Origin of the sequence: Rhodococcus sp. PAE-6 (genome assembly GCF_025290685.1) — a bacterium.
Taxonomy (GTDB): domain Bacteria; phylum Actinomycetota; class Actinomycetes; order Mycobacteriales; family Mycobacteriaceae; genus Rhodococcus; species Rhodococcus pyridinivorans.
In genome coordinates this window covers 317,606-344,460 of record NZ_JAOCLZ010000003.1, presented here as the reverse complement: position 1 = coordinate 344,460, position 26,855 = coordinate 317,606, and the positions used below count along the sequence as shown (strand labels likewise).

General features: G+C 66.1%; 27 protein-coding genes and 1 pseudogene. 11 read left to right on the top strand and 17 right to left on the bottom strand.

The features are described 5' to 3' along the window. Positions 1-195 precede the first annotated feature (195 nt). The 5 genes and pseudogenes from NVV99_RS09510 to NVV99_RS09490 all read left to right on the top strand — a co-directional run bounded on the left by NVV99_RS09510 (position 196) and on the right by NVV99_RS09490 (position 4,796). Complete coding sequence (locus NVV99_RS09510) at positions 196-1,482, top strand: MFS transporter (RefSeq protein ID WP_228045185.1); 1,287 nt, start codon at positions 196-198, stop codon at positions 1,480-1,482. 76 nt (positions 1,483-1,558) lie between these two features. Beyond that, positions 1,559-1,963 (top strand): annotated as a pseudogene (locus NVV99_RS09505) (MFS transporter); the annotation flags it as partial. 369 nt (positions 1,964-2,332) lie between these two features. Beyond that, positions 2,333-3,625, top strand: a complete 1,293-nt coding sequence (locus NVV99_RS09500; RefSeq protein WP_024102116.1) for a cytochrome P450 — start codon at positions 2,333-2,335, stop codon at positions 3,623-3,625. After that, positions 3,622-3,810 (top strand): ferredoxin, encoded by a 189-nt coding sequence (locus tag NVV99_RS09495; protein ID WP_006553751.1) that lies wholly within the window; start codon positions 3,622-3,624, stop codon positions 3,808-3,810. The genes NVV99_RS09500 and NVV99_RS09495 overlap by 4 nt, the downstream gene beginning before the upstream one ends. Positions 3,811-4,145: 335 nt before the next feature. Further along, positions 4,146-4,796 carry a TetR/AcrR family transcriptional regulator gene (locus NVV99_RS09490; RefSeq protein ID WP_019290814.1) on the top strand — a complete coding sequence of 217 codons (651 nt, stop codon included), beginning with the start codon at positions 4,146-4,148 and terminating at the stop codon, positions 4,794-4,796. A 28-nt stretch (positions 4,797-4,824) separates the two neighbouring features. On the opposite strand, the gene NVV99_RS09485 is transcribed toward NVV99_RS09490, so the two are convergent. Further along, a complete protein-coding gene (locus tag NVV99_RS09485; RefSeq protein WP_041803863.1) occupies positions 4,825-6,243 on the bottom strand; it encodes a DUF4038 domain-containing protein in 1,419 nt (472 codons plus the stop codon). A 125-nt stretch (positions 6,244-6,368) separates the two neighbouring features. Beyond that, positions 6,369-7,250 (bottom strand): DMT family transporter, encoded by an 882-nt coding sequence (locus NVV99_RS09480; RefSeq protein ID WP_006553753.1) that lies wholly within the window; start codon positions 7,248-7,250, stop codon positions 6,369-6,371. Between the two features lie 37 nt (positions 7,251-7,287). On the opposite strand from NVV99_RS09480, the gene NVV99_RS09475 reads away from it, so the two are divergent. After that, positions 7,288-8,691: a PLP-dependent aminotransferase family protein gene (locus NVV99_RS09475; RefSeq protein ID WP_024102119.1), complete on the top strand. Its 1,404-nt coding sequence runs from the start codon at positions 7,288-7,290 to the stop codon at positions 8,689-8,691. Between the two features lie 13 nt (positions 8,692-8,704). Here the strand turns inward: NVV99_RS09475 and NVV99_RS09470 are convergent, their stop codons facing one another. From NVV99_RS09470 to fgd, 3 genes are read right to left on the bottom strand one after another with little or no spacing between them, the layout of a single operon-like run. Then, complete coding sequence (locus NVV99_RS09470) at positions 8,705-9,004, bottom strand: WhiB family transcriptional regulator (protein ID WP_006553755.1); 300 nt, start codon at positions 9,002-9,004, stop codon at positions 8,705-8,707. A 3-nt stretch (positions 9,005-9,007) separates the two neighbouring features. After that, positions 9,008-10,660 (bottom strand): glucose-6-phosphate isomerase, encoded by a 1,653-nt coding sequence (gene pgi, locus NVV99_RS09465; protein ID WP_024102120.1) that lies wholly within the window; start codon positions 10,658-10,660, stop codon positions 9,008-9,010. Between the two features lie 20 nt (positions 10,661-10,680). Continuing rightward, a complete protein-coding gene (gene fgd / locus NVV99_RS09460; RefSeq protein WP_041803461.1) occupies positions 10,681-11,685 on the bottom strand; it encodes a glucose-6-phosphate dehydrogenase (coenzyme-F420) in 1,005 nt (334 codons plus the stop codon). A gap of 206 nt (positions 11,686-11,891) precedes the next feature. Here fgd and NVV99_RS09455 point away from each other — a divergent pair, with 206 nt between their 5' ends. From NVV99_RS09455 to NVV99_RS09445, 3 genes are read left to right on the top strand one after another with little or no spacing between them, the layout of a single operon-like run. Then, complete coding sequence (locus tag NVV99_RS09455; protein ID WP_024102122.1) at positions 11,892-12,653, top strand: DeoR/GlpR family DNA-binding transcription regulator; 762 nt, start codon at positions 11,892-11,894, stop codon at positions 12,651-12,653. 30 nt (positions 12,654-12,683) lie between these two features. After that, entirely contained in the window at positions 12,684-13,025 is a 342-nt protein-coding gene (locus NVV99_RS09450; protein WP_006553668.1) for a helix-turn-helix transcriptional regulator, read from the top strand. Positions 13,026-13,028: 3 nt separating this feature from the next. Beyond that, positions 13,029-13,517 carry an SRPBCC domain-containing protein gene (locus tag NVV99_RS09445; RefSeq protein WP_024102123.1) on the top strand — a complete coding sequence of 163 codons (489 nt, stop codon included), beginning with the start codon at positions 13,029-13,031 and terminating at the stop codon, positions 13,515-13,517. Here the strand turns inward: NVV99_RS09445 and NVV99_RS09440 are convergent. From NVV99_RS09440 to NVV99_RS09415, 6 genes are all read right to left on the bottom strand, one after another. After that, positions 13,483-14,595 carry an ABC transporter ATP-binding protein gene (locus NVV99_RS09440; protein ID WP_024102124.1) on the bottom strand — a complete coding sequence of 371 codons (1,113 nt, stop codon included), beginning with the start codon at positions 14,593-14,595 and terminating at the stop codon, positions 13,483-13,485. The genes NVV99_RS09445 and NVV99_RS09440 overlap by 35 nt on opposite strands. Positions 14,596-14,606: 11 nt before the next feature. Beyond that, a complete protein-coding gene (locus NVV99_RS09435) occupies positions 14,607-15,935 on the bottom strand; it encodes an ABC transporter substrate-binding protein (protein ID WP_039585301.1) in 1,329 nt (442 codons plus the stop codon). A gap of 24 nt (positions 15,936-15,959) precedes the next feature. Further along, on the bottom strand, positions 15,960-16,826 hold the full coding sequence (locus NVV99_RS09430) for a carbohydrate ABC transporter permease (protein ID WP_228045187.1): 867 nt from the start codon (positions 16,824-16,826) through the stop codon (positions 15,960-15,962). Between the two features lie 23 nt (positions 16,827-16,849). Next, positions 16,850-17,776 carry a carbohydrate ABC transporter permease gene (locus NVV99_RS09425; protein WP_024102126.1) on the bottom strand — a complete coding sequence of 309 codons (927 nt, stop codon included), beginning with the start codon at positions 17,774-17,776 and terminating at the stop codon, positions 16,850-16,852. Positions 17,777-17,891: 115 nt separating this feature from the next. Continuing rightward, the gene (locus NVV99_RS09420; RefSeq protein WP_006553674.1) at positions 17,892-18,833 is read right to left on the bottom strand and encodes an Ig-like domain-containing protein; all 942 of its coding nucleotides are present in this window, start codon (positions 18,831-18,833) and stop codon (positions 17,892-17,894) included. Positions 18,834-19,044: 211 nt separating this feature from the next. Continuing rightward, positions 19,045-19,674: a hypothetical protein gene (locus NVV99_RS09415; RefSeq protein ID WP_041803463.1), complete on the bottom strand. Its 630-nt coding sequence runs from the start codon at positions 19,672-19,674 to the stop codon at positions 19,045-19,047. Between the two features lie 140 nt (positions 19,675-19,814). On the opposite strand from NVV99_RS09415, the gene NVV99_RS09410 reads away from it, so the two are divergent. Together NVV99_RS09410 and NVV99_RS09405 are read left to right on the top strand one after the other, a co-directional pair. Then, complete coding sequence (locus NVV99_RS09410; RefSeq protein WP_024102128.1) at positions 19,815-21,152, top strand: wax ester/triacylglycerol synthase domain-containing protein; 1,338 nt, start codon at positions 19,815-19,817, stop codon at positions 21,150-21,152. A 57-nt stretch (positions 21,153-21,209) separates the two neighbouring features. Beyond that, positions 21,210-21,647 carry a PaaI family thioesterase gene (locus NVV99_RS09405; RefSeq protein WP_041803865.1) on the top strand — a complete coding sequence of 146 codons (438 nt, stop codon included), beginning with the start codon at positions 21,210-21,212 and terminating at the stop codon, positions 21,645-21,647. A 26-nt stretch (positions 21,648-21,673) separates the two neighbouring features. Here NVV99_RS09405 and NVV99_RS09400 read toward each other — a convergent pair whose 3' ends face one another. The 6 genes from NVV99_RS09400 to NVV99_RS09375 all read right to left on the bottom strand — a co-directional run bounded on the left by NVV99_RS09400 (position 21,674) and on the right by NVV99_RS09375 (position 26,810). Then, positions 21,674-22,642, bottom strand: coding sequence for an MsnO8 family LLM class oxidoreductase (locus tag NVV99_RS09400; RefSeq protein ID WP_024102130.1), 969 nt, complete (start codon positions 22,640-22,642; stop codon positions 21,674-21,676). Positions 22,643-22,690: 48 nt separating this feature from the next. Then, a complete protein-coding gene (locus NVV99_RS09395; protein WP_024102131.1) occupies positions 22,691-22,990 on the bottom strand; it encodes a hypothetical protein in 300 nt (99 codons plus the stop codon). A gap of 125 nt (positions 22,991-23,115) precedes the next feature. Continuing rightward, positions 23,116-23,403, bottom strand: coding sequence for a hypothetical protein (locus tag NVV99_RS09390; protein WP_024102132.1), 288 nt, complete (start codon positions 23,401-23,403; stop codon positions 23,116-23,118). 28 nt (positions 23,404-23,431) lie between these two features. Beyond that, complete coding sequence (locus tag NVV99_RS09385; RefSeq protein WP_006553681.1) at positions 23,432-25,108, bottom strand: FAD-dependent oxidoreductase; 1,677 nt, start codon at positions 25,106-25,108, stop codon at positions 23,432-23,434. 125 nt (positions 25,109-25,233) lie between these two features. After that, positions 25,234-25,458, bottom strand: a complete 225-nt coding sequence (locus tag NVV99_RS09380; RefSeq protein ID WP_006553682.1) for a dodecin — start codon at positions 25,456-25,458, stop codon at positions 25,234-25,236. A gap of 92 nt (positions 25,459-25,550) precedes the next feature. Then, the gene (locus NVV99_RS09375; RefSeq protein WP_051424860.1) at positions 25,551-26,810 is read right to left on the bottom strand and encodes a serine hydrolase; all 1,260 of its coding nucleotides are present in this window, start codon (positions 26,808-26,810) and stop codon (positions 25,551-25,553) included. Positions 26,811-26,855: the final 45 nt, after the last annotated feature.

The following is a 26,855-nucleotide window of genomic DNA, read 5'->3' as shown; positions in this document are numbered from 1 at the left end:
CAGCAGATTGTCCGCCTGACCACGGCTTCGAGGAACTTCACGGGAACCGGTTTCGCCCTCCCTCGACTCGGGTATTCGCCGAGGCACCGAGCTCGATCGGAGGGGGCAATCGTGGAGAACGGTTCCGTCGACCCGACACCGGACGCTCACGAAGAGCAGCCGGAGACGGTACGGCGCGCTATCGGTGCGTCGGCCATGGGTAATTTCACCGAGTGGTTCGACTACGGCGTCTATGCCTACACGGCCACCTACATCGCCGATTCGTTCTTCCCCGGCGATCTCGAATCCGCGACACTGCTCACGCTGGGTGTCTTTGCGGTCTCCTTCGTCATGCGGCCGCTGGGCGGTTTCGTGTGGGGTCCACTCGGCGACCGGTTGGGTCGGCGCCAGATCCTGGCGCTCACCATCCTGTTGATGGGTGGTTCGACGGTTCTGCTCGGCGCGGTCCCGTCGTACGAGTCGATCGGGTTCTGGGCACCTCTGCTGCTCGTGCTGTTGCGCATGATCCAGGGGTTCTCCACCGGCGGTGAGTACGGTGGCGCAGCGACTTTCATGGCCGAGTACTCCCCCGACCACAAACGTGGCTTCTACGGTAGTTTCCTCGAGTTCGGCACGCTGGGTGGTTTCTCCGTCGGTGCGTTCCTCGTCCTGATGATCGATCTGATGTCCACCGATGCCTTCATGGCGACCTGGGGCTGGCGACTGCCGTTCTTCGTCGCCGGCCCGCTCGCACTGGTGGGCCTCTACCTTCGTTCGAAACTCGACGAGACGCCGGTCTTCAAGGAACTGGAGGAGGCGCACCAGGAGGAGGCCAGCGTCGGCGCCGAGTTCAAGGACCTGCTCACCCGCTACTGGCGACCGATCATCACGATGATGGGTCTGGTCATCGCGCTGAACGTCTGCAACTACACGTTGCTGAGCTACATGCCGACCTATCTCGAGGACCGGATCGGTCTGACGACCACTTCGGCACTGATCCTGGTGTTGATCGGTCAGCTCGCGATGATGGCGGTCATCCCGTTCTCCGGCTCCTTGTCGGACCGCATCGGGCGCAAGCCCCTCTGGGCGGCGTCGCTGGGTGGTCTGTTCGTTCTCGCCGTGCCGATGTACATGTTGATGTCGGTAGGCTTCGGCTGGGCGATCCTCGGCTTCACCGTGCTCGGCCTGCTGTACGTGATGCAGTTGTCGACCATCTCGGCGACCTTCCCCGCGATGTTCCCCACGCAGGTCCGGTTCGCCGGGTTCGCGATCTCGTACAACGTGGCCACCTCGATCTTCGGAGGTACGGCTCCCGCGATCAACGAATGGCTCGTCGAGCGGACCGGCAACGATCTCATGCCGGCCTTCTACATGATGGGCGCGTGCGCGGTCGGTCTCGTCGCCCTCTACTTCGTGGCGGAGACCGCGGGCGCATCGCTGCGGGGACGCGGTATCCCGGGTATCGATACCGAAGCACGCCCCGCGGCCTTGTCCCATCACTGATGTTGCCCCGGTTCGAGGTTCGAGGTTCGGAGACGGCTCGTGAATCGACGACCCGGTCGTCGATGTGGACGGTGGCACCGTCTCGGCCTTCCTGCTGTGGTTCGAACACGACCGGCTGTGGGAGATCCTCGTCGGGATGTTCCTGTTCGGCGTCGGCATGGGCACGACCTACGCCGCGATGCCCGCGCTCATCGCACGCAGCGTGGCCGACACCGAGCTCGGCAGCGCCGTCAGTTTCAACCAGGTCCTCCGCACCGTCGGCGGCGCCTTCGGCAGTGCCCTGTCCGGCGCCGTCCTCGCCGCACACATGGGCGCCGACCTGCATCGGACCGACGGAGGCATCACGCTCGCGTTCGCCCTCGGGGCGTGCGGCAGCGTGATCGTGTTCGCCGCGCTCGTGGTCAACCATGTCCGGTCGCTCCGTCCATCCGATACCTCGGTGAGCACGCCGGCCCTTCGCGGTGCCGATCTGCGCCGCTGACCGGATACCGCCGATACGCGAAGGTCGTCGCGTCGCTCTTCCTCCCGTCGACTCCACCGACCCATCGTCGGCGTGAAGTCACCCATCGGACATTCCGACGATGAACACATCCCGTGCCCGTACCCGAACTTTCCGAGGCTCGAGTACGGGCATGTTGTCGCTTCTGCGGTTACACACATTTCAAGATCGAACACAGCACATCGATCGTCGTCACGTTATCCATCACAAGTCCGAAATGCACGAAAGATCCTCTCGCGCCCAACTTTCGAACCCGTGGTTGGATGTGCGGTCGAGATACGGACTCGAGCGCGCGACGCCGCGTGGCGAAGCCGAACTCCATCACAGCCACCGCCTGCCCCGGGAGGAACCATGACCGACATCGAGACGAAGAACTTCTTCACCGATCCGGAACTCGTCGAGGACCCGTACCCCTACTACGACGCCCTGCGCGAGGGATGCCCGGTCACGCGCGAACCCCACCACAACGTCATGATGGTCACCGGCTACGAAGAGGCGATCCAGGTCCTGAGCGACGAGCAGACCTTCTCGTCGTGCATCTCGGTGACCGGTCCGTTCTCCGGCCTTCCGGCCTGCCCCGAGAGCGACGACATCACCGACTTCATCGAGGAGCACCGCCCCTCGCTGCCGATGAACGACCAGCTCCCCACCATGGATCCCCCGCAGCACACCGACCATCGCGGCCTGCTGATGCGGCTCATCACGCCCAAGCGCCTCGAGGAGAACGAGGCCTTCATCGAGCGCATCGCCGACCGCCTCCTCGACGATCTGCTCGCCCGAGGCGAGGGCGACTACATCACCGGCTTCGCCGCTCCGTTCGCGATGCTCGTCATCGCCGACCTGCTGGGCGTGCCGGAGAGTGACCATCAAGAATTCATCGAGGGCCTGAAGATCCAAGTGGAGAAAGGCTTCTCGCTCGGCAGCACCGAGGGTGAGACGCTGAAGCTCAACCCGCTCGAGTTCCTGTACAAGAAGTTCGGCCAGTACATCGAGGACCGCCGCGCGAACCCCACCGACGACGTGCTGACGGGCCTCGCCACCGCAACCTTCCCCGACGGCACCCTGCCGCCCGTCGACGACGTCCTGCGTATCGCCGCGAACGTGTTCTCCGCCGGCCAGGAGACCACCGTGCGTCTGTTGAGTTCCGCGTTGCGGATCATCGCCGAGCAGCCCGAACTCCAGAAGACCCTGCGCAGCGAGCCCGATCGCATCCCGAACTTCATCGAAGAGACGCTGCGTTTCGAGAGCCCGATCAAGGGCGACTTCCGGCTCGCGAAGACCCCCACCACCGTCGGCGGGGTCGACGTCTCGGCCGGCACGATCATGATGCTGGTCAACGGCGCCGCCAACCGCGACCCGCGCCAGTTCTCCGACCCGAACGAGTTCGACATCGATCGCCGCAACGCACGCACCCACATCGCGTTCGGTCGCGGCGTGCACTCGTGTCCTGGCGCCCCGCTCGCCCGAACCGAAGGACGCGTGGGCATCGCGCGCCTGCTCGAGCGCACCAGCGAGATCCGGATCTCCGAGAAGGTGCACGGCCCCGAGGACGACCGGAAGTTCGGTTACCTGCCGACCTTCATCCTGCGTGGCCTGCTCGCCCTGCACCTCGAGTACACGCCGGCGGAAGGTGAGTCGAAGTGAAGGTCGTCGTCGACGACGACGCCTGCCGCGGACACGGCGTCTGCCTCGCGGCCTGCCCGGAGGTCTTCGACCTGAGCGACGGCGGATACGCCGTCACCCTGATGTCCGAGGTCCCGGCCGAACACCAGGACTCCGTGCGGGAGGCCGCAGGGGGTTGCCCCGAAAGGGCGATCCGGCTCGACTGAGATCAGAGCGCGCCGTTCTTCGACGGGTCCGGCGTCCGGCCGGGTGCGCTCCGATCCCCGCGTTGGTTGTCAGGATGTCTCACGGCCATCCTGACAACCAGCGAATTGCCGCAGCGGATGGCGAGAACGGCAGCGGATTCCGTCCCGGGTGCGCATTCCGACTTGCCTCTTTCCGGCCCCGAATCAGCCGTATCGGGATGAGAACAAGGTTTCTTTTTCTGATAGCAACAGTCTCGAGTCGGGACGGAAAGCGGAAGGACGGCCCCGCGTTGCCTCCCTATCCTCCGGTACAGTGTCCCCATGTCCACTCCACGCGACACAGGGCGATCCGGGCAGTGACGGGCGCCAGCGAAGAGCCGGCCTGGAAGCAGCGCGCGGTGGAGCGTTCCATCCGGACCGCGAAGCTGCGCGCCGAGCAGCGCGTTCAGCGCTTTCTCGATGCCGCACAGGCGATCATCGCGGAAAAGGGCAGCACCGACTTCACGGTTCAGGAAGTTGTCGACCGGTCGAAGCAGTCGCTTCGCAGCTTCTACCTACAATTCGACGGTAAGCACGAGCTGTTGCTGGCACTCTTCGAGGATGCTCTGAGCCGCTCTGCCGATCAGATCCGTGCCGCTGCCGCCGACGAGAAGGATCCTCTCGATCAGCTGCGCGTCGCAGTGGAACTGCTGTTCGAGTCGTCCCGACCCGATCCGGCGGCCCCGCGACCCCTGTTCACCGACCTCGCGCCGCAGCTGGTGCTCACCCATCCTGCCGAGGTGAAGGTCGCACACGCACCGATGCTCACGCTGTTCACGGAGCTGATGGAGAAGGTCGATGCCGAGGGCAGCCTTCGCGAGGGAACGAACGCGAAGCGAATGGCCGCCATGACAATGCAGACCGTGATGTCCATTGCCCAGTCGAGCGGGGGCGACGACACCACGACCCTTCTCATCTCGGCCGACGAGGTATGGAGTTTCTGCTCGCAGGGATTCGCCGCCCGCTGACGAGAGCAGCATTCTCGAACAGCAAAGTTCATCCCTCTCGCTCGGTGATCACGAGAAGCCAATCCCCGTCTCCATCCGTGTTCGGCCCCGGTATAGGGATGTCGCCGTTCTCGTCGGAAGTCGCCGGCTGCCGAGGCCCGGTCGCGTCGGCGGGGTCGACCCACTCGAGGGTCGCCTCCTCCGGTACCAACGCAGGATCGAGCCGGATCGTGCGCTGCGTCGGAAGGTAGACGACGGCGAGTGAACCGTCGGGTGTCCGGGCAGCGGTGACGTACTCGTCGTCGAGAACGTCGATCATCTCGTCACTCGTCCACGGGGTGCCGCGACCTGCGACGACGAGCGGTTCGTCGATATCCGGCACGAGCTCCCACCACGGCCACGACTGCCACAGTTCACGTATCGCTCGCAGCTGTGCGACAGCGGGAGTATCCAGACGGGTTTCCCACCCGTCCGGGAACTCCCAGTCGTCGGAACCCCGGAACTCGCCGGGCGAACCGGAGGTCAGTGCCCACAACGCCTGACGTCGGAGTGTCTCGTCGGTGGTCGGTGCCGTGTCCTCCTGGTTGTTCTCACCTTCGTAGTTGCCCTCCGAGAACAGTGCGGGTCGCGGGTCGCGGGTTCCGTCGGCACGCTCGTAGGCCTGCAGGACGGCCTGATAGGTGGGCGCGTAGGTGTAGACGAAGTTCCAGTCCACGACCGGTTCCCAGAACGGGTGATCCGTGGACAGCAGCTTGTCCCACCCCAGTTGGATCGTGAACGGTGCGTCGGAGCCGGCATCACGGATCCCGTCGAGCATCGCGTGCAGCACGAGATCCGACTCGGCACCGGCCGCGAGATCCTCCGCCTCCGGTGAGTAGTCCCCGCCGGTCATCCAGACGATGTTCGGGAATTCCGCGTACCGCTGCGCGAATCTCCGGCCGTATTCGAAGGCTTCCTCTGGTGTGGTCGAGGCGAAGACGTGGGTGAGATTCCATCCGTCCATCGGATACAGGAACACCGTGTTCCCGTGGCGGCACGCGATCCGGAGATAGTCGTCGACGCGCGACCAGTACGCCTCGTTCCACTGCGTGATGTCGCCGTCGACGAACGGTTCGATGCCGTCGAAGGTGGCGCCTTCGTAGCTCGGCCCGCCGTTCACCGGCACGACGATCGCCGACATGATCGATGCGTTGAATCCGTTGCTCTCGCGGTCGGTGAAGTACAGCTCGGCCTGCTCGGGCGACCAGTCGGCCATCCCCGACCACGGCGAGTCACCGCGGACGAGGACGGGATCGCCGTACTGATCCTCGAAATAGCGACCGTCGGCGCTGACGGACGAGACGAAGCGATGGTCGGCGGCATCGCAGTCCGCTTCGACCGCCGGGACGTTCGTCCGCTGTTCCTGCTCTCCCGCGTTCGAACAGGCCGCGACCAGCAGCAACACCATCACAAGGACTGCCTGTTTCATCGTCACCCCACCGCGCCCGTGGTACGTCCAGGCTACGGAGGAGATCGTGGCTCCGAGCGAAAACACGGAACCCGTCGTCGGCGACAACCCGCGCTGGGGACTTCTTCCTCGACAAGGACCGACGTTCAATTCCGACGGACGCGGACGGCGGTGCCGGCGCACAGCACGACGACGGCACCGCCCGCAAACACTGCCCATGTCAATGGTTCTCCCAGCAGCCAGGCGGCCCAGCCGACCGTCATGATCGGCTGGGTCAGTTGCACCTGCCCGACCCGAGCCATCGGCCCGATGGCCAGACCTCGGTACCACGCGAAGAACCCGAGGAACATGCTGACGATGCCGAGGTACGCGAACGACGCCCAGTGCGTCACCCCACCCTGCGGCGGTCCGTCGGCGAGCGAGACCAGGGTGAGTGTCACCATCAACGGTGACCCCAGCACCAGTGCCCACGAGATCGTCTGCCACGCACCGATCTCCCGCGCCAGCAGCCCGCCTTCTGCGTAACCGACGGCGGCGGCGACCACCGCGCCGAGCAACAGCAGATCGGCTCGACCGAATCCCGCGGCACCTCCGCCACGCAGGCCCGCGAAGGCCATGACGGCGACCGTCCCCGCACCCGCCGCGACCCAGAACGGGGTGGGCGGCCGTTCGTGGGCCCGCAACACCGCGACCACCGCGGTCGCAGCCGGAAGGATCGCGATGACGATCGCGCTGTGGTTCGCCGGTGCCATGGTCAGGGCGTACGAGGTGAGCATGGGGAATCCGATCACCACCCCACCTGTGACGACGGCGATCCTGCGCCACTGATGCGTGTTCGGGAGTCGTTGCCCCGTGAGCGCGAGCGCCAGAGCGGCGAGAACCGCCGCGACGACCGCGCGGCCGGCGGCGACGAACAGCGGTGACATCGCCCCGTTCTCGACGGCGATGCGGGTGAGCGGCACGGTCAGGGAGAAGCCTGCGACGCCGAGCAGACCCCAGGCGAGCCCGCGAGGATCGGACGATAGCACTGGCCTGCCGGACACGATAGCGCTACTCTTTAATCTCATGTCGAACAGTAGCAGTTCCCAGCTCGTGGCGGAACTGACCCGGTGGATCGCCACCGCAGCACCCGGCGCCCGGTTGCCGTCGACGAGATCGCTCGTCGCGCAGTACGGCGTCAGCCCCGTCACGGTGCAGAAAGCATTGAAGACACTCCAGATCCGGGGTCTCGTGGAGAGTCGCACCGGTGTGGGAACCTTCGTCCGCCGGATCCGCACGTCGAACACGATCGATCACAGCTGGCAGACGGAAGCGCTCGGAACGGCTCCCTCGTTGCCTCGCGCCTCCGCCGCCCTGCGCACCGTGTCCAACGATGTGGTCTCACTCCACTCGGGCTATCCCGACCGCACGCTGCTTCCCGAACGCCTTGTCCGCGGAGCTTATTCACGCGCAGCCCGCAGCGACGCCGCTGTAGGACGGACACCTGCTGCAGGACTTCCCGAACTGCAGGAGTGGTTCGCCGCGGAGCTGTCGGAAGCGACGAACGCGCGCACGGCCCCGCCGTCCGCGGGCGACGTGATCATCACCCCCGGCAGTCAGAGCGGGCTCGGGTCGATCTTCCGCGCACTCGTCGGCGCCGGTAATCCCCTCATCGTGGAGTCACCGACCTATTGGGGTGCAATCCTCGCGGCCACGAAGGCCGGCGTGCAGCTCGTACCGGTTTCCAGCGGACCCAATGGGCCCGATCCCGACGAATTGGCCCGCGCCTTCGATCGGACCCGGGCCCGCGCCTTCTACGCACAACCGAACTTCGCGAATCCCACCGGGGCGCAATGGTCGTCGTCGACCGGCGAGCGGGTCCTCGACGTCGTGCGCGATGCGGGAGCGTTCGTCATCGAGGACGACTGGGCCCACGACTTCGGGATCTCGGTCCCGTCCGTTCCGCTGTTCGCCCGCGACGATTCGGGCCACGTCGTCTATGTCCGCTCCCTGACCAAGAGTGTCGCGCCGTCGGTGCGGGTCGCGGCGATCGTCGCGCGTGGACCGGCTCGCGAACGCATCCTCGCCGACGTGCAGGCCGAATCCGTCTATGTGAGCGGCGTTCTCCAGACGGTCGCGCTCGACGTCGTCACCCAGCCGGCATGGCAGACCCATCTGCGGGCGGTGCGGCGCGAGCTCGAATCGCGCCGCAACCTTCTCGTGAGCGAACTTCGTGAGCTCGCACCGGATGTGGCTGTCGACGGGCTACCGTCCGGTGGGCTCAACCTGTGGGGCAGGCTCCCGGACGACGTCGACGCCGAGGCCGTCGCGCACGAGTGCGAGGCCGCCGGGGTGCTCGTCGCGGCAGGTGACGAGTGGTTCCCGGCGGAGCCCACCGGTCAGTACCTCCGGCTCAACTACGCAGGACCGAATCCGGCGGCCTTCCGGGAGGCCGCGCGGGTCATCGGAAAAGTCGTCTCCGGCGGGTGAGGGCGAGCGGACGTCACCGGCTCGTGCGGCGCCGGCGGGCCTTCCTCACCCGGGTGCGTTCGTCCTCTGTGAGCCCACCCCAGATCCCGTAGCGTTCACCGGAATCGAGGGCGTACTGCAGGCACTTCTCCCGCACCGGACAACGAGCGCAGACCTTCTTGGCCGAGGCCATCCGGTTCTCCCTCGCGTCGCCCCGCTCGTTGTCCGGGTGGAAGAACAACGATCCGTCTGCGTCGCGACAAGCCGCGTCCATCTGCCAATCCCATTCCTCGGTAACGGGAGGCGGCAGATAGAGCAACTTCAGCGCGGGCATGTCCTATCTCCCTCCGTCGCGCAGGGTGCGGTAAACCTCGATCAGGTGGTCGGTGGACGCGTCGCCGGTCTCGGGGATCTCGTCGCCGGCGAGCACCGTCTGCAGGGCGGTGGCCTGGGTCTTGCCGAGTTCGACGCCCCACTGGTCGAACGAGTCGATCCCCCACACGACGCCTTGGACGAAGGTCTGATGTTCGTAGAAGGCGATGATCTGCCCGACCACCGACGGGGTCAGTTCCGGGGCGAGGATCGTCGTCGACGGCCGATCCCCGGGCATCACCTTGTGCGCCACCAACGCCTCGTCGACGCCGTCGGCGCGGACCTCGTCGGCATCACGCCCGAAGGCCAACACTTTGGCCTGGGCGAACATGTTCGCCAGCAACAACACCTGCATGCTGGTCTGCCCGTCGCGGGCCGGTAGGTCGTCGCCGCTACGGGCCAGGCCGAGGAAGTCGACGGGGACGATCTCGGTGCCCTGGTGCAGCAGCTGGAAGAAGGCGTGCTGACCGTTGGTACCGGGCTCACCCCAGAACACCTCCCCGGTCGGACACACCACCGGTGTGCCGTCGGCGCGCACGGATTTGCCGTTCGATTCCATGGTCAGCTGCTGCAGATAGGCCGGCAGCCGCGCCAGATCCTGCGCATAGGGCACCACCGCGCGCGACCGATAACCGAGGATGCTCGCATTCCACACCCCGATCACCCCCGCCAGCAACGGTGCGTTCCGGGCCGGGGCGGTGGTGGCGAAGTGGGTGTCGATGGTGTGCATGCCGGCGAGGAACTCGGCGAACCGCTCGCGTCCGATGGCGCACATCACCGCCAGCCCGATCGCCGAGCCGACCGAATAACGCCCGCCGACCCAGTCCCAGAATTCGAACATGTTCGCCGGGTCGATACCGAACTCGACCACCCGCTCGGTGTGCGTCGACACCGCGACGAAATGCTTCGCCACCGCGTCTTCACCGAGGGCGTCGACGAGCCAGCGGCGGGCGGCGGTGGCGTTGGAGAGGGTTTCGAGGGTGGAAAACGTCTTCGACGCGACGATGAACACGGTCGTCGCCGGGTCCAGGTCGGCCAGCGCCGCGGTCAGATCGGCGGGGTCGACGTTGGAGACGAACCGCGTCGCCGGCCCGTCGTGGAAGCGCCGCAGTGCGCGGGTGACCATCGCCGGGCCGAGATCGGAGCCGCCGATGCCGATGTTGACCACCGTGGTGATCTGCTGCCCGGTGGCGCCGCGCCAGTCGCCGCTGCGGAGGCGGTCGGTGAACTCGCCCATCCGGTCGAGCACGGCATGGACATCGGCGACGACATCGACCCCGTCGACGATCAACTGCGCATCGCGTGGCAGGCGCAGGGCGGTGTGCAGCACCGCCCGATCCTCGGTGACGTTGATGTGCGCACCCGAGAGCATCGCCTCCCGAGCCGCGGCCACACCCGTCTGCTCCGCCAGCTGGAGGAGCAGTTCGAGAGTGCGACCGGTGAGACGTTGTTTGCTGAAGTCGACCACCAGATCCCCGGCGTGCGAGGTCAACGCCTGCGCGCGCTGCGGTTCGATCGCGAACAGCTCCCGCAAGGACACCGCGGCGATCTCGTCGCGATGGGCATCGAGGGCTCGCCAGGCCTCCGTGGTCGTCACATCCTGTGTTTCCGTATCCATGTTTCTGCCAACGCCTTTCGTCACGCCAGTGCGCGCAGGCGCGGGGCGAGGTCGCGCTCGAACAACTCCAGGAACCGCTTCTGATCATGACCCGGCGCATGGAACACCAGATGATTCAACCCCGCATCGACATACGCCCTGACCTGCTCGACCGCCTCATCCGGATCCGACGCCACGATCCACCGCTTGGCGACCTGCTCGATCGGCAACGCATCCGCCGCCGCCTCCATCTCCATCGGATCATCGATCGAATGCTTCTGCTCCGGCGTCAGCGACAACGGTGCCCAGAACCGGGTGTTCTCCAACGCCTTGTCCGGCTCGGTGTCGTACGAGATCTTGATCTCGATCATCTTGTCGATCCCCGCCACATCCCGCTCCGCCTTACCCGCCCCCTCGGCGACGGCCGGCAACAGCTTGTCGGTGTAGAGCTCCATGCCCTTACCCGAGGTGCAGATGAACCCGTCCCCCGCGCGTCCGGCATAGCGTGCAACCACCGGACCGCCGGCGGCGACGTAGACCGGGATACCGCCTTCGGGCACGTCGTAGATCGACGCCCCCTTCGTCGTGTAGTACTCGCCCTCGAAATCGACCCGGTCTCCACGCCACAGCTCACGCATCAACCGCACCGATTCACGCAGCCGGGCGAAACGTTCCTTGAACTCCGGCCACTGGCCGGCATAACCGGTGGCGATCTCGTTGAGTGCTTCACCGGTGCCGACCCCGAGGAAGATCCGTCCCGGATACAGACACCCCATCGTCGCGAAGGCCTGCGCGATCACCGCCGGGTTGTACCGGAACGTCGGCGTGAGCACACTCGTGCCCAGCTGCAACCTTTCGGTGCGCTCCCCCACAGCGGTCATCCACGCCAACGAGAACGGCGCATGCCCACCGTTGTGCCGCCACGGCTGGAAATGATCCGACACCGTCGCCGAATCCATCCCGTGCGCCTCGGCCAACACACCCAACTCCACCAGCTCGCGCGGCCCGAACTGCTCCGCCGACGCCTTGTATCCCAACTTCAGCATTACCGTGCAACCTCCGAACAACGTGGTGCCAGCGAAACGATCACGCACTATCGCGCAAATCCTGCACGAAATCATGCACACTGAGCGCAGACAGTGTCAATATCCACGCAAAGGTGTGTCGCCCGTGCGTTATGGTCGTGCACCGACCCCCGACCACGGCGTCCGAGTACCCAAAAATTCGAGTGCCCAGAGCCCTAGGAGCAATCGTGTCAGCGACCGCACGGCGACGTGAGATCTTCCACCGAATCCTCGCCGACGGATATGTCGATGCGAAGACCCTCTCGGCCGATCTCGGCGTCGACGCGTCCACGATCCGTCGCGACCTCGATTCGCTCGCCCGTGAAGGGAAGGTCGAGCGCACGCACGGGGGCGCCCGAGCGGTCGAGGGCGCGGGCCTCGAGGTGCCGTACGCCCTCAAGAAGGACGTACGCCGTGAGGAGAAGGTGGCGATCGCGGCGGTAGCGGCCGCCATGGTGTCCGACGGCGACAGCGTGGTGCTCGACAGTGGATCCACAACCTACGAGGTAGCGGTCGCACTGCGACACAAGGCGTCACTGACGGTCCTCACCAATGACCTGCGTATCGCGAAATACGTTGCGGCATTTCCCGATGTCCGGCTTCTCGTGTCCGGAGGCGAGCTCCTCGGCTCGGTCTACACCCTGGTCGGCGACCATGCCGTGCAGTTCCTCTCGGACTACTCGGCCGACTGGGCGTTCCTCGGTGCCGACGCCGTGCACCCCACTGCCGGCATCACCAACACCAACACGCTGGAGATCCCGATCAAGCGGGCGATGATCCGGTCGGCCGAGAAGACGATCGTCGTGGCGGATCGTTCGAAGTTCGGAGAGCGCGCGCTCGCCCGGGTCGCGAGCCTCGACGAGGTCTCGTGCATCGTCACCGACGGCGGCTTCGACGAGGAGAAGCGGGCAGCCTACGGCGACCGACTCGTGATCGCTTCGAACTCTTGACATACAATCATTCGGTTGTACATTTGGGATGTGAGCGGAGACGACGAGGACCGGGCCGATGCCCTGTTCCACGCGCTCTCCGACCGGACCCGACGAGACATCATGCGACGCGTCCTGGCCGGGGAGCACTCGGTGTCCGCTCTCGCAGCGAACTACGACATGTCCTTCGCCGCAGTACAGAAACACGTCGCCGTGCTGGAGAAGGCCGGTCTGCTCGTGAAGCGACGCAGCGGTCGCGAGCAGTTGGCCAGTGGTGACGTGGCGGCAGTGCGGTCGGTGGCGTCCATGCTCACCGAGATGGAGCAGCTCTGGCGCGGACGCATCGCGCGCATCGACGAACTCATCGCATCCGAATCCTCCGAGGAAGGCTGAGAAATTCCTGTAACCGACGTCCGGCACGACTCCGACCAGCCGACCCTGACCATTACCGCGGAGTTCGCCGCCCCGGTGTCCCGCATCTGGCAGGTCTACGCCGATCCCCGTCAGCTGGAGAAGATCTGGGGACCCCCGACCTTCCCCGCGACGGTGGTCGACCACAATCTGAAGCCCGGCACCCGTACCACCTACTTCATGACCGGCCCCGATGGTGAGAAGTACGCCGGCTACTGGGATATCACTACCGTCGACGAACCGACGGGCTTCTCGTTCCTGGACGGCTTCGCGGAGCCGGACTTCACCCCGAAGCCGGAACTACCCGTCTCACGGTGCGTCTACAGTTTCGAGGAGTTCGAGGGCGGCACGCGCGCAACCTATGTCAGCACCTACGAGAGCGCCGAAGCGCTCCAGCAGGTTCTGGACATGGGCGTGGTCGAGGGCGCCTCGTCCGCCATCAACCAGATCGACGCATTGGTAGCGGAGCAGTAGCACCGAGCCGAACCCCGGTCCGTGCGGAGAAGAAGTACACCTCGTCGGGTTTCGGGATCACGTGGATCTCGGAACCCGACGAGACGGGCACATGCCGATCCCACCGGACGACGATCCTGTCGGCATCTCCGTCCACGGTGTCCTTCGGCACCGCGTACACGAACGACTCGGCACCGAGTTCCTCGACCAGGACCGTCCGTAGCGACCAGGAGTCGGATCGCCACGCCCCCACGGTCGTCCACGATTCCGGACGGACCCCGATCACCACGCGATCGGAATCCACCGAACGCGGAACGCGGATTCGCAGCGCTCCGAGTTCGGCGTACCCGTCGTGTACAGCTGCCTCGACGAGGTTCATCCCCGGCGACCCCACGAACCCGGCGACGAAGGTGTTCACCGGCTCGTCGTACAACTTCCGAGGCGACGCGACCTGCTGAAGGCGGCCGTTCTCCAGGACGGCGACACGATCTCCCATCGTCATCGCCTCGATCTGGTCGTGGGTCACGTACACGGTGGTGGTGCCGAGCGACCGCTGCAACTCGGCGATCTGCGCGCGGGTGCTGACCCGCAGTTTCGCATCGAGATTCGAAAGCGGCTCGTCCATGCAGAACACTGCCGGGTGACGGACGATCGCGCGCCCCATCGCGACACGCTGACGCTGACCACCCGACAGCTTTCCGGGCTTGCGGTCCAGCAGTGATTCCAGTTCGAGCATCCGGGCGGCTTCGAGCACTCGGGCCGTGCGCTCGTCCTTCTTCATCCCCGCGTTCTGCAGAGCGAAAGCCATGTTCTCCGCCACGGTCATGTTCGGGTAGAGCGCATAGTTCTGGAAAACCATCGCGACGTCACGGGCCTTCGGTGGCAGTCCTGTGACGTCACGACCACCGATCTCCACGCGCCCGGAGTCGACCGCCTCGAGACCGGCGAGCATGCGCAGGCTCGTCGACTTGCCGCATCCCGAGGGCCCGACGAGGACGAGGAATTCCCCGTCCTCGATGTCGAGGTCCAGTCGGTCCACGGCAGGACGATCGGCACCGGGATACCGATGGGTGACGTTGCGGAAGGCGATGGCAGCCAATGGTGTTCCTTCTACTTCAGGTTGGGGGTGATCTGCCTGTCGACGACCGCCTGCAGCTGCTGCTGCACGTCGGCGAAGGTCGTTGCGACGTCGGCGTTCTGCAGTGCGATCCGTTCCAGGCCGGTCCCGATGATCTGATCGCCACCGGGGACGAACACCCGGGCGTAGTCCTGGGAGCGCGTGACGGCCAGCTGGTCGACCGCGGTCCGTGCGTTGGGGTTGTCCTCGAGGTACTCCTTCATGGCGGGGTTGTCCACCGCGGACTTCCGGACCGGCATGTAACCGATGTTCTGTGAGAAGTACGCGGTGTTGTCGCCGTTGGTGACGAACTCGACGAACTTCAGGGCATTGCGCTTGCGTTCGTCGGAGATACCGGACGGAATCGCCAGACCCGCACCACCGGTGGGGCATCCCGCGACGCCTTCGGGAGCCGGCAGGAAGGCCGTCCCGAATTCGAAGGACGCGTTCTGCGTGATACCCGACAGGTCTCCCGTGGACGCGATCGTGGAGGCGATGAGACCGGCGGAGAAGTCGTTCGCGATATCGGTCGTCACCGCGGCGTACTTCTTGTCGTGGATCATGCGCTTCAGGAATTCACCTGCCGCAATTGTCTTCTCGTCGGTGAACTTCAGGTCCCATCCGTCGGAATAGGCACCACCGAAGGTCCAGATCGGGCCCTCGAAGGTCCATCCGAGGTAATCCTTGGCGTTGCCCCAGCCGTGCGCGAGCCTGCCGTCGCCGACCACCCCCTGGATGCGGGGACCCCACTCGTCGAACTCCTCCCAGGTGTCGGGTCCGCGATCGGGAAGTCCGGCCTGCTGCCACACCTGCTTGTTGTAGTAGAACAGCGGAGTCGACCGCGCGTACGGAAGAGCGAAGTGACTCCCCTCGTAGAGATAGTCCGCGAGCAGGGAATCGACGTAGTCGCCGGTGTCCACTCCCACCTCGCGGAACAGATCGTCGAGCGGGGTGATCGCACCGGTGATCGCATAGTTGAACCACCACACGTCCGACAGCACGACCACGTCGGGCAGGTCGCCGCCGGAGAGCGCGGCGTTGAACTTCTGTGAGACCTCCTCGTAGTTCTTGCCACCGTCGATGAGATCGACCGTGATGCCCGGGTTCGCGTCCTGGAACCGCCGGATCAGCTCCTTCTCCACGTCCTGGGATTTGCCGGGGTGGTTGGACCAGAAGCTGATCCGCGATGCATCGCCGGATACCGATCCCGTTCCCGAAGTCTGGGACGAGCCACCGCCCGTCCCTGCACATGCGGTCAGCGCAGCGCTCGCAGCCACGAGACCGGTCAGCCCGAGGAAACGACGCCTGTCGATGTTCCTGATGTCCATTCCCAGCTCCCTGAGGATTCAGCCCTTGACCGCACCGGAGGTGAGGCCCTTGATCATGTGCTTTTGCAGCACAAGGAAAATCACGAGAATCGGCAGCATCGCGAGCACGGTGCCGGCCATGACCGGACCCCAGTTCGTGACACCGTCGTTGTTCTGGAGTTGTGTCAGCCCGATCGGTAACGGCGCAACGGATGCGTCGTCGGCCATCAGGAACGGCCATAGATACTCGTTCCACTCGTTCACGACGGTGATGAGCGCGAACGCGACCATGGTCGGGCCGGATACGGGGAGGACCACGCGCCACAGCAGCCGGAACGGGCCCGCTCCGTCCATCCGTGCGGCTTCGATGATCTCGGCCGGAATGGACAGGAAATGGTTGCGCATGAGGAACGTTCCGAAGGCCACGCCTGCCAACGGCACGATGATGCCCTGGAAGGTGTTGCGCCAACCCCAGTCCGCGACGAGCGCATAATTGGAGATGACGGTGATCTGGTTCGGCACCATCAGCGCGGCGATGATGCCGAGGAAGACGATGTTCTTGCCGGGGAACCGCAGGAACACGAGACCGAACGCACTGAACACTCCGAGGACGAACTTCACCGTCGCCAGTATCGTCGTGATGACGATCGAGTTGCGCAGGAACAACCCGAACGGCACAGATTCGGTTGCCTCCGTGTAGTTCTGCGGATGGAAGACGCTCGGCCACCAGGTCACCGGCAGCGTGTAGATGTCGGGCCGCTCCTTGAACGATGTCACGACAATCCAGTACAAGGGCAGAGCCACCACCAGCAGCACGAGCACCATGGCGACATAGGCCAAAGCCGTGACGGCGCGCTCTCGTCTTCGGTGCGAACGCGTTTCGTCTGCGGGTGCGACCAGGTGCACGACAGACTTCTCCGCGACAGCGGTCACGAGTGACCTCCTCGGTCCATGATGCGCACCTGATAAACGGTCACCGCGAGCAGTACCAGGAACATGATGGTGGCAACGGTGGCGCCGTAGCCGGCACGGAAGTTGCGGAACGACTCGTCGTAGATCTGGTAGACCATCGTGGTCGTGCCGGTCCCCAACGGACCCCCACGAGTCATGACGTTGATGATGTCGAAGACCTGGAACGAATTGAGCAGCACGGTGATCGACAGGAAGTAGGTGGTGGGCCGCAATTGCGGAAGGACGACGCGCCGGAAGGTCGTCCCCCGGGAGGCACCGTCGATGGCGGCGGCTTCGCTCAACTCGGGCCGGAGTCCCTGCAGTGCAGCGAGATAGATGACGAAGGTGTAGCCGAGGTTCTTCCACATGTACGTCAGGGTCACCATCACCAACGCCCAGTTGGGGTCCTGGTAGAAGTCCGGCGTCGGAATTCCCACCCGGGTCAGGACGTCCTGCACCAGACCGAAGTTCGGATCGAAGACGAACTGGAAGGCGATTCCGACGGCTGCACCGGAGATGACGAACGGTGCGAACAGCGCCGACCGGACGAGATTGCGTCCGTGGAGCCTACGGTCCAGAAGCAGTGCGAGCCCGAGTCCCAGTGCCATCGAACCGGCAACGGTCGCCACGGTGAACACGATGGTGTTGCCGACGATCTCCCAACTGTCGGGACGCGTGAACCATTCTCGGTAGTTGGCGAGTCCGACGAAGGTCGAGTTCGGGCTCGCGATGTTCCACTCGAAGAAGGAGAGCCGGATGTTGTCGGCGAGAGGCCGGTAGGTGAACAGGATCAACAGCGCGAGATTGGGCCCGACCAATGCCGCGAAGAGCGCGTAATCGCGCCACGGGCGGTGGCGGAGGCCGCGTTCGTGTTGCGGCAGGGTTCGTTCCGGACTCGGTGACACCGGAGCAGTGTGTGCCGACAGAACGAACCATGGGTTACGAAAGGGCGACGCCCCCTGCTATTCCGGACGAACGTTACGAACCGGAAGCAGGGGGCGTCGGAGATGTGCGTCGGTGTCAGAGATTCCAGTCGCCGAGACCGTCCCAGCCGTTGAGGGTTCCACCGGCCGTGTTCTGCACGATCACCGGATCGCCCTTCTTGGCGTTCTCGTAGAACCACTTGCCGTCCTCGGTGCTCACGTTGAGGCAGCCGTGGCTGACGTTGGTGTTGCCCTGCGCGCCGACCGACCACGGTGCGGCGTGGAGGAAGATGCCGCTGTTTGACATCCGCGTCGCGTACTCGACGTAGGTGCGATATCCCTCGGGGCTGTCGACGGGCACCCCGTAGGTCGACGAGTCCATGTACATGTCGCGGTACTTCTCACCGACGATGTACGTGCCGTTCGGGGTGTCGTGGCCGGGCTTGCCGAAGGACGTCGGCATGGTGCGGACGACCTCGCCGTTACGGGTGACGGTGATGGTCTTGGTGTTGTTGTCGGCGACCGTCACCAGAGCGTCACCGATGGTGAACGACGACTGAGTGTCGCCGGCCTTCACGGTCACCGCGGTGTTCGCAGGCCAGAACTCGAACGGCTTCCAGCGGACCTGCGTGTTCGACGCCCAGTAGAAGTGCCCGTCGACGGGCGGCTGTGTGGTGATGCGGATGGCGCGTTCGGCGGCTGCACGATCTCCGACGGCCTCGTTGAAGCGGATGATGATCGGCTGCGCGACACCCACCGTCTCCCCGTTCGACGGGTTGACGGACGGAGCGGAGAACGGGGCGGCCGGCTCGGGAGCGAGCTGGGGCGGAAGCTGCGGCGGCGTCACCCCGGGCGGCGTAAGCCCTTCGATCAGCTCTTGGACACTCGGCACCTCGGGCCCACCGGGCCACAGCGGTGCCGCGCTCGCAGGACCGGCGGTGGCCAGTGCCACGGCGGCTGCGCCCACGAGTGCAGCACCGATCCGCGCAGATCGGCGGCCCGTGCGGCGACCGTTCGACAAAGCTCGCTTTTCGAACATTCCACAACCCATCGTTCAGCGGTGCGCCGCGCCTTACTTCCCCTGCGCGGCGTGCTCGTACCCGTTCATTAGACACAGGACGGTTACGGACGGGCAATTCGAATGCGGACGGTCTCGGCGTTTTCCCAGGTCAGCGGACCGAGTGGTCTATTACGAATGCGGACGGCCACGGCGCGGGTGAACGGATATCACCCGCGCCGCAGACCCGCGGTCACACCGTTTCCGGGACGTCGAGGTGGGCGATGACGAGCTCGAACTCACCGGTATCGAGCACCCTGGCGCCTGCTGCCCGAGTCACCTCGGAGCGGATGTCGTCGACATGTGCTCTGGTGCGGTCCATCGCCTCGGCACTGTCGAACGTCAACGAGGTCACCCCGCGACCACCGGGACGGTCGAGCATCAGGCTGGCGCTGCAGAAACCCTCGAGTTCCTCCATCCGCGGCAGCGCGGCCATCTTCCACATGTCCACACCGCGATCCACCTGCGCGGGATCGATGTCGACCCAGGTGACACTGCAGCAGGACCCACGGGTCGAGTGGTGATCGCGGTGCATGACGGCGATCTCCCAGTTGGCCACGTCCGTGGTGGCATGGAACATCCGGGCCGCCTCGTCCCGGAGCATGCGGGCCATGCCTTCGCTGGAGCGCAACACGTCCTCGTCCCGCCAGGAGCTGGTGGCGATGCATCGGCCCGAGCCGCGGTCGATCAGCAGGGACAGCCCCAGGCAACCGTTCATGTCCGCCAGGGCAGGCATCACGATGTCGCGTACGTGCTTGATCCCGGCGTCGATGTACGACGGATGCGCATGAATTGTGGTGGAGCGTGCAAACACGATCGGCACCCCTCTCCTCAGGGCGGCGCCGACGCGGCGTCGCCGGTCGTTTCGGCGCGACCCCCCACCCGAAACCACCCGTGTTCACACTGCTCCCCTACTCGGCCGTAGGCAATAGACGGACAGCGTGCGTCTGTCATCCTCGAAGGGTGGCGGCCTCGAACGGCATCGACCGCATCGGTCCCGGAGACCTGATCGAACTCGTCTCGGACGTGGGACGGGTACCCATGAATGTCGGTGCTGCGATCTTCTTCGCCGGTGAGAACCTGACGAACCCCACGACACTGATGACCGTGCTCGCCGAACGCCTCGTCCGGATTCGACGCCTGCGGCAATGCCTGATCGAGCCGGCCTTCGGACTCGGGCGTCCCTACTGGCTCGACGACGCCCACTTCGACATCGATGCCCACTTCTCCCAGGTGCGGTGCCCCGGTCCCCGCGACAGGGACGCCGCACTGACGCTCGCCGCGGACGCTCTTACCCGGCCGCTGCCCCGATCGCAACCGTTGTGGCGCGCGCTGCTCGTCACCGACATCGCGGACCCGAACGGGCACACGGCGTTGGTGATGGTGCTGCACCACGTCCTGGCCGACGGGATCGGTGGTCTGTCGATCCTGGCGCATCTCGTCGACGGCACGGACAGCACACCGCCCATGCCCGAACAGCGCGCTTCAACGCAACCAACCAGACGAGAGTTGTTCTACGACAATGTAATCGGTCACTTGCGGGCGCTCCGCCGGGCACCGCGAGCCGTCGCGCGTCTTCCTGCAGCATGGACAGAACTCGGGAGGGGCGCCGGCGGACGTGCCCCGCGGTGTTCGTTGAACGCGCCCATCGGGTCTCGTCTGGCGCTCAGGACCGTCGAGGTGGATCTGGACACGCTCCGTCGGGCGGGACGGCAGTGGGACGCAACGATCAACGATGTGCTGCTGGTCGCCGTCGGGGGCGCCCTCGCCACCATCCTGCACAAGCGCGGCGAGTTCCCGTCCGAGCTGATGATCTCGGTGCCGGTCTCCGCCCGCACCGCTGCCACGGGTGGGCAACTGTGCAATCGCGTCGGCGTCATGCCCGTCCGGGTACCGCTGGACGGGACCCCGGAGCACCGGTCGGTATCCGTCTCCCGCACGACCCGACTGCAGAAGGCGAACGTGCGGGGCCTGTCTGCCGAACTACTGGGTCCGGTCTTCCGCGCCCTTGCGGCCGTCGGGGCGTTCCGCCGGTTCGTGGACCGGCAGCGCCGGGTCAACTCGTTCCTGTCCGACCTGCCGGGACCGTCGTCGACGCTCACCGTTGCCGGAGTGCCTGTCGCGTCGATGGTGCCGATGATCGTCACCACGGGCAACGTCGCTGTCGCTTTCGCGGCCCTGTCCTATGCCGGCACGCTGACCGTGGCGGTCGTCGTCGACCCCGATCTCGTCCCCGAACACCGTGACCTCACGGAGGCCCTGCGCGAACAGTTCCGCTCGATCGTCGCCTCCGCACAGTGACTGCCGGCCGCTCCGATGTGGCGGTCGGGAACCGAGGAGCGGAGTACCTTGCTGTGCATGTCGGAGAAGATCGCCGAGATCCGTACCCTCGCCGATGCCCGGAAGGTGTTGGCATCGCAACCGTTCAGCGTCCTGATCGGAGCCCGTCTGACCGAGTACGAGCGCGGCCGGGCAGTCCTGGAAGTACCGCTCAGGGAGGAACTGCTCCAGCAGTTCGGCTTCGCGCACGGAGGTGTTCTGGCCTACGCGGCCGACAATGCGCTCACGTTCGCCGCAGGCACGGCCCTCGGGCCGTCGATCGTGACGACCGGCATGAGCCTCGACTACCTGCGGCCCGCCGGGGGCGCACTCCTACGCGCGGTCGCCACGATCGTCAGCACCAGTCGCAGGCAGGCACTGTGTCGTTGCGAGATCTACGCCGTCACCGAGGACGGGACGGAGAAGATGTGTGCGGCGGCGCAGGGCAGCGCTCGCCTGATCGATCTGAATCGTTGAGCGGGACAATCTGTTCCACCCTCCGTTCAGAGACCGAAGATCCTCGCCAGTCGCGCATCGGAGTTGTACAGGGCGTCGGTGTCGAAAGTGGATGCGGAACTGAGCACCTCGTTCGCCCCGGTGGAGGCGAGCAGTTTCTCGAGCCCTTCGGCCACCTGATCCTCGGTGCCGGCCAGCGAACCCTTCGCGGTCTCGTCGACGATGCGGCGGCGCCGCTCGGTCATCGGCTGCCGGCGGATCTCCTCGATCGGGGACAGCGGCGGGAACGCCCCCTCTTCGCGTGAGACGGCCATCGCCCAGGCCTCCGGAAGCTGCAGCTCCCGAGCCTCGGCTTCGGTGTCGGCGATGAGGATGTCCAGGCCGACGACAACATAGGGCTCAGCGCCGGGTGTGGCCGGGCGGAAGTCGGCGCGATAACGGTCGAACGGTTCCGATCCCTGCCACAGAAGCGGTCCGGCGACGACGACGGGCAGGCCCAGACGCGCCGCCAGCCGCATACCCTGCCCGGTGCCGAGGACGAAGATCGGAGGCGGCTCGGACAGTCGAGGACGCACCGTCACTTCGGCGGTGCCGTGCAGATAACCGCGCAGTTCCTCGATGTCGGCGGCGAAGTCGTCCGCGTCGGCCTTGTGGGTCCGCAGCGCATCGCGCACAGGCGCGGTGAATCCGAGGGAACGACCGACACCCAGATCGATCCGTCCCGGGTGCATCGCTTCGAGCATCGCGAACTGTTCGGCGACGACGATCGGTTGATGGTTGGGCAGCATGACGCCGCCGGATCCCACCCGGATCCGGCTCGTCCGCTCCGCGATCGTGCCGATGAGCAGCGGTGGAGCTCCCGACGCGATGCCTGGGACGGCGTGGTGCTCGGCCACCCAGAAGCGGTGGTAGCCGGCCGCCTCGGCGAGTTCGGCGCGACGCAGGGTCTGCTGCAATGCGGCAGCGTCCGGCTGCCCCTCCCGGGTCCGGGAGCGGTCCAGCAACGACAACGCCACCTGCACGGTCGTCTCAACACCGCGACCGTCCCGGATCTTCCCTGCAGGTCAGGGATCTTCGGGACCCCAAACGCGTCCGGCTGCGATCCAGTCCCCGTGGAAGTGGAGTTGCCCGTGCTCCGAGGCCTTCTGCGCCGCGGCGACACCGTGTGCATCGGCGAGGTACAGCAGGAGATCGGCGATCGCGTCTCCGACCGCGACGACCTGGTCGCGGGCATCACCCGCTCGGATCGCCATCTCGGCGAGTACGCGCCCGATGCCGATCGCCCCTGTCAGGGACCGGTGGTGGAGCTGGGTGCAACCGGCACGACCGCAGGACAGACACAGATCCGATACGTGACTACCCATCGGAGTCCTCATGTCATTTCCTGCCGAAACATAAAGCCTATTATGTCCGATTTCGTTTCGGTGTCGAATGGGAGGTGTCGACGTACTGGACAATGCCACCCCACTCGGCGTCCCGGACGAACTGCTCACGGCCGCGGGTTCTTCCGGGTCCACCGCGGCCGGTCGTTGCGGGTGGCCGCCGTGCAGCGACGACACGGGACGACTCCGTGTTCACTCAGCTCCGCCAGGTACAGCGCGTCGCTCCACGGCACGTGCGGAAAGCGGTCGAGTCGGGCACGGGAGAGCGGCACCCCGCACAGGGTCTGATTGGTGCCGGGCGTCCATGCGTGGGTGTCGCCGGACGGGTAGCGGATCCCGTCGGTATCGATCCATCGTCCCGACGCAGCGACTGCCGGGTGGGCGTGCTGAGCCATGGGTCCGGGTTCCCGCCACCGGACGGGATTACTCGATCCGCGACGCTGCGAGCATCTCCTCGATCGAGACGAACTTCAGGCGCGAGCGTCCCGCCGCCGATCCGCGGGCCTTCTCCTGCTTGTCGATCTGCAGCCAGCCCCGGTAATCGATGTGCTCCGGACGCCGCTCGGCGACCAGCGCCGCCAGCTTCTCCCGATCGGCGACCGGCTCGGGCAGCTTGCCCTCGACGAAATCGTCGAGGATCTTCTCGACCGTTTCGGCAGAGCACTGCTTGTTGGTGCCGATCACGCCGCTGGGACCACGCTTGATCCAACCGGCGGTGTAGACACCGGGCACCGGTGCTCCGGTCTCGGCGTCGATCACCCGGCCGCCCTCGTTCGGGATGACCCCGCGCCGCTCGTCGAAGGGCAGACCGGCCGGCGCGGTGCCGCGGTAACCGATCGAACGCAGCACCAATCCCGCCTCGAGGATTTCGGTCTGTCCGGTCGGGCGGGCCTCGAGACGGCCGTCGACCTCGACCAGTTCGTTGCGCTCGAGGGTGATCGATTCGACAACACCGTCGCCGGAGATCTCCACCGGCGAGGCGAGATAGCGCAGCACGATCCGCTTGTTGCCCTCGGTGGGAGTGCGCTGCGCGAAGCCCTCGACCTGCCGCACCTTGAGCGTCAGGCGGGGTTCGACCTCCGGATCGTCGATCAGCGCGCGGCTGACCGGGTCGAGTTCGACCTCGACCGGGTCGACGACCACATCGACACCGGGCAGCGAGCCGAGCGCGAGCAGCTCCGGGTTGGTGTAGGCGGCCTGCGCCGGGCCGCGCCGGCCCACGACCACGACCTCGCGGATGTTCGACTTCCGCAGCGCCTCGAGCGCGTGCTCGGCGATGTCGGTGCGCGCGAGCTCGTCGGGGTCCATCACCAGGGCTCGCGCGACGTCCAGGGCGACGTTGCCGTTGCCGATGATCACCGCGCGTTCGGCCGACAGATCGAAGGTGTGGTCGGCGAAATCAGGGTGTCCGTTGTACCAGGCGACGAACTCGGTCGCGGCGCGGCTGCCCACGAGGTCCTCTCCCGGGATGCCCAGCGTGCGGTCGCCTGCGGCACCGACGGCGTAGATCACGGCGTGATGGTGCGCGAGCAGTTCCTCGTGGGTGATGTGGGTGCCGACCTCGACGTTGAAATAGCACTGGGTGTTCTTGTGGCCGATGGCGCTGCGGAAGAGGTCGCCGACTCCCTTGGTGCTCTGATGATCGGGGGCCACACCGGCACGCACGAGCCCGTAGGGGGTGGGCAGGCGGTCGAAGATGTCGACCTGCACCGCCGAGTGCGTCACCAGATCCATCGCGGCATAGCACGCCGCAGGACCCGAGCCGACGATCGCCACCCGCAGCGTGCCCAGCTCGGCGGGCAGCTTGCGGCGCGTGCGCAGCTCGGGCCAGTCCGGTCCGATCGGGTAGCGACGGTAGTACTCGGCGTTGATCTCGAGATACGGCTCCTGCGCCGGCGTGAGTTCGTTGTCGGCGGCGATCGCATCCACCGGGCACTCGTCGACACAGGCCCCGCAGTCGATGCACGTGTCGGGATCGATGTAGAGCATCTCCGTGGTCGCGAAGGGTGCTTCGTCGGGTGTCGGGTGGATGCAGTTGACCGGGCAGACCTCGACACACGAGGCGTCGTTGCAGCACGCCTGGGTGATTACATAAGCCACAGTTGTACCTGCCTACAGTGCCGATTCCGGACAACGAACGAGCCTCAGACTAGTACACGTTCCAGTTTCGGTCGAGAACCACGTTCTCAAAGCCATATCATCGAATTTCCGGCTGTCGAGGTGCCTCAGATGTCCGTTTCGGCGCTCGATTCGATGCGGAAACCGATCTTGAGAGTGACCTGCGTGTGGGCCACCCGGCCGTCGTCGATGTGGCCCCGGATGTTGACCGTCTCGAACCACTCGAGATGCCGCGTGGTCTCCGCTGCTCGCGCCACCGCTTTCGCGATCGCGTCGTCGACTCCCGTCGTCGACGATCCGACGACCTCGATCACCCGGTAGACATGGCTCATGGCTGAACTCCTCGAATCGACGATGCTCCGATTCGGATCGTCCCGCCCCCGAGGGACCCCCGTCCCCGGAACCACGAAAATGACAGAAAGATTCAGGCACGACGAGCGAGCAACCGGGCGAGTTCGCCCAGCCGCGCCAGACGCAGGTCCCCGAGCGGGATCGCGCCGGCACCGAGCCGGTTGGTGACGAAGGCGAGCGACAGACCGGTGTCGAGATCGGCGTACGCCCCCGAGCCACCCACTCCGTAGTGCCCGAGCGCACCGCGCGGACGCTGGATGCTCGCGAAGATGGGCTGGTGGTAGCCGAGCCGCCACGCCATCGGCACACCGAGCACGTAGTCCCGGCTGCGCACCCGCACGCGCGACATCTCGTCGATCGTGGTGGCGTCGAGGAACTTCACGCCGTCGATCGTCCCGCCGGCGGCTATCGCCCCGTACATACGCGCGAGCGAGCGGGCGGTGAACACACCGTTCCAGCCCGGCATCACCGAGTCGTGCACGGCCGGGTCGCCGACGAGCCTGTCGAAGCCGTCGGGCATCGCGGCCTCGGCGAGACCGCGGGTCGGTTCGAGTCGCGACAGGACCGCGGCGCTCGCACCCCAGTGCAGGCCGACCGGGGCGAGCCGCGGGAAGAGCTTCGCGATACGGCCCCGTTCGTCGTGAGGCACGCGGTACCAGAAATCGGGATCGCCGAGGGGCCGGGCGATCTCCTGCTCCACGACCTCCACGAAGGGCAGACCGGTCACCCGCTGCACGAGTTCGGCGACGAGCCATCCGTAGGTGACGGCGTGGTAGCCCGAGCCGCGTCGCCGCCGTCGATCCGGTGCCGCCTGCTCGAGCGCCGCGACGGTCGTCTCGTAGTCGAGGATCCCGCGCGTCCCCGGAACCAGACCGCGCACCCGGTGCAGGCCGGATCGGTGGGTCATGACGTCCGCGACGGTGATGTCATCTTTGCCGTTCGCGGCGAACTCCGGCCAGTACTGCGCAACGGGCGCGAAGTAGTCGATCACTCCGCGCTCGGCCAGACGGTGCACGACGGTCGACGCCACGCCCTTACCGGTCGAGAACGACAACGCCATGGTGTCGCGGCTCCACCGCTTGTCGGGGGCCGACCAGCCGGACCAGATGTCGAGGACCTTCTCACCGTGGAGATAGGCGGTGAGTGCGCCGCCGCCGTCCCGGGGCCGCTTGTACAGCGAGAAGAACGCGTCGGCCAGCCGCAGGAATCGCGGATCGACGACCATCTCGGTCGGCGCCGCCGGGCCCGGCCGGGCGTCGATCCGCCCCGGGACGTGCACCGGTGCGAACGACGCTGTCGCCCCGGCAGGTTCGAAGACTGCTCCGGTCGTCATCGCGACACCTCCATCGGCATGTGCGACAGGCTACGACGACACGGA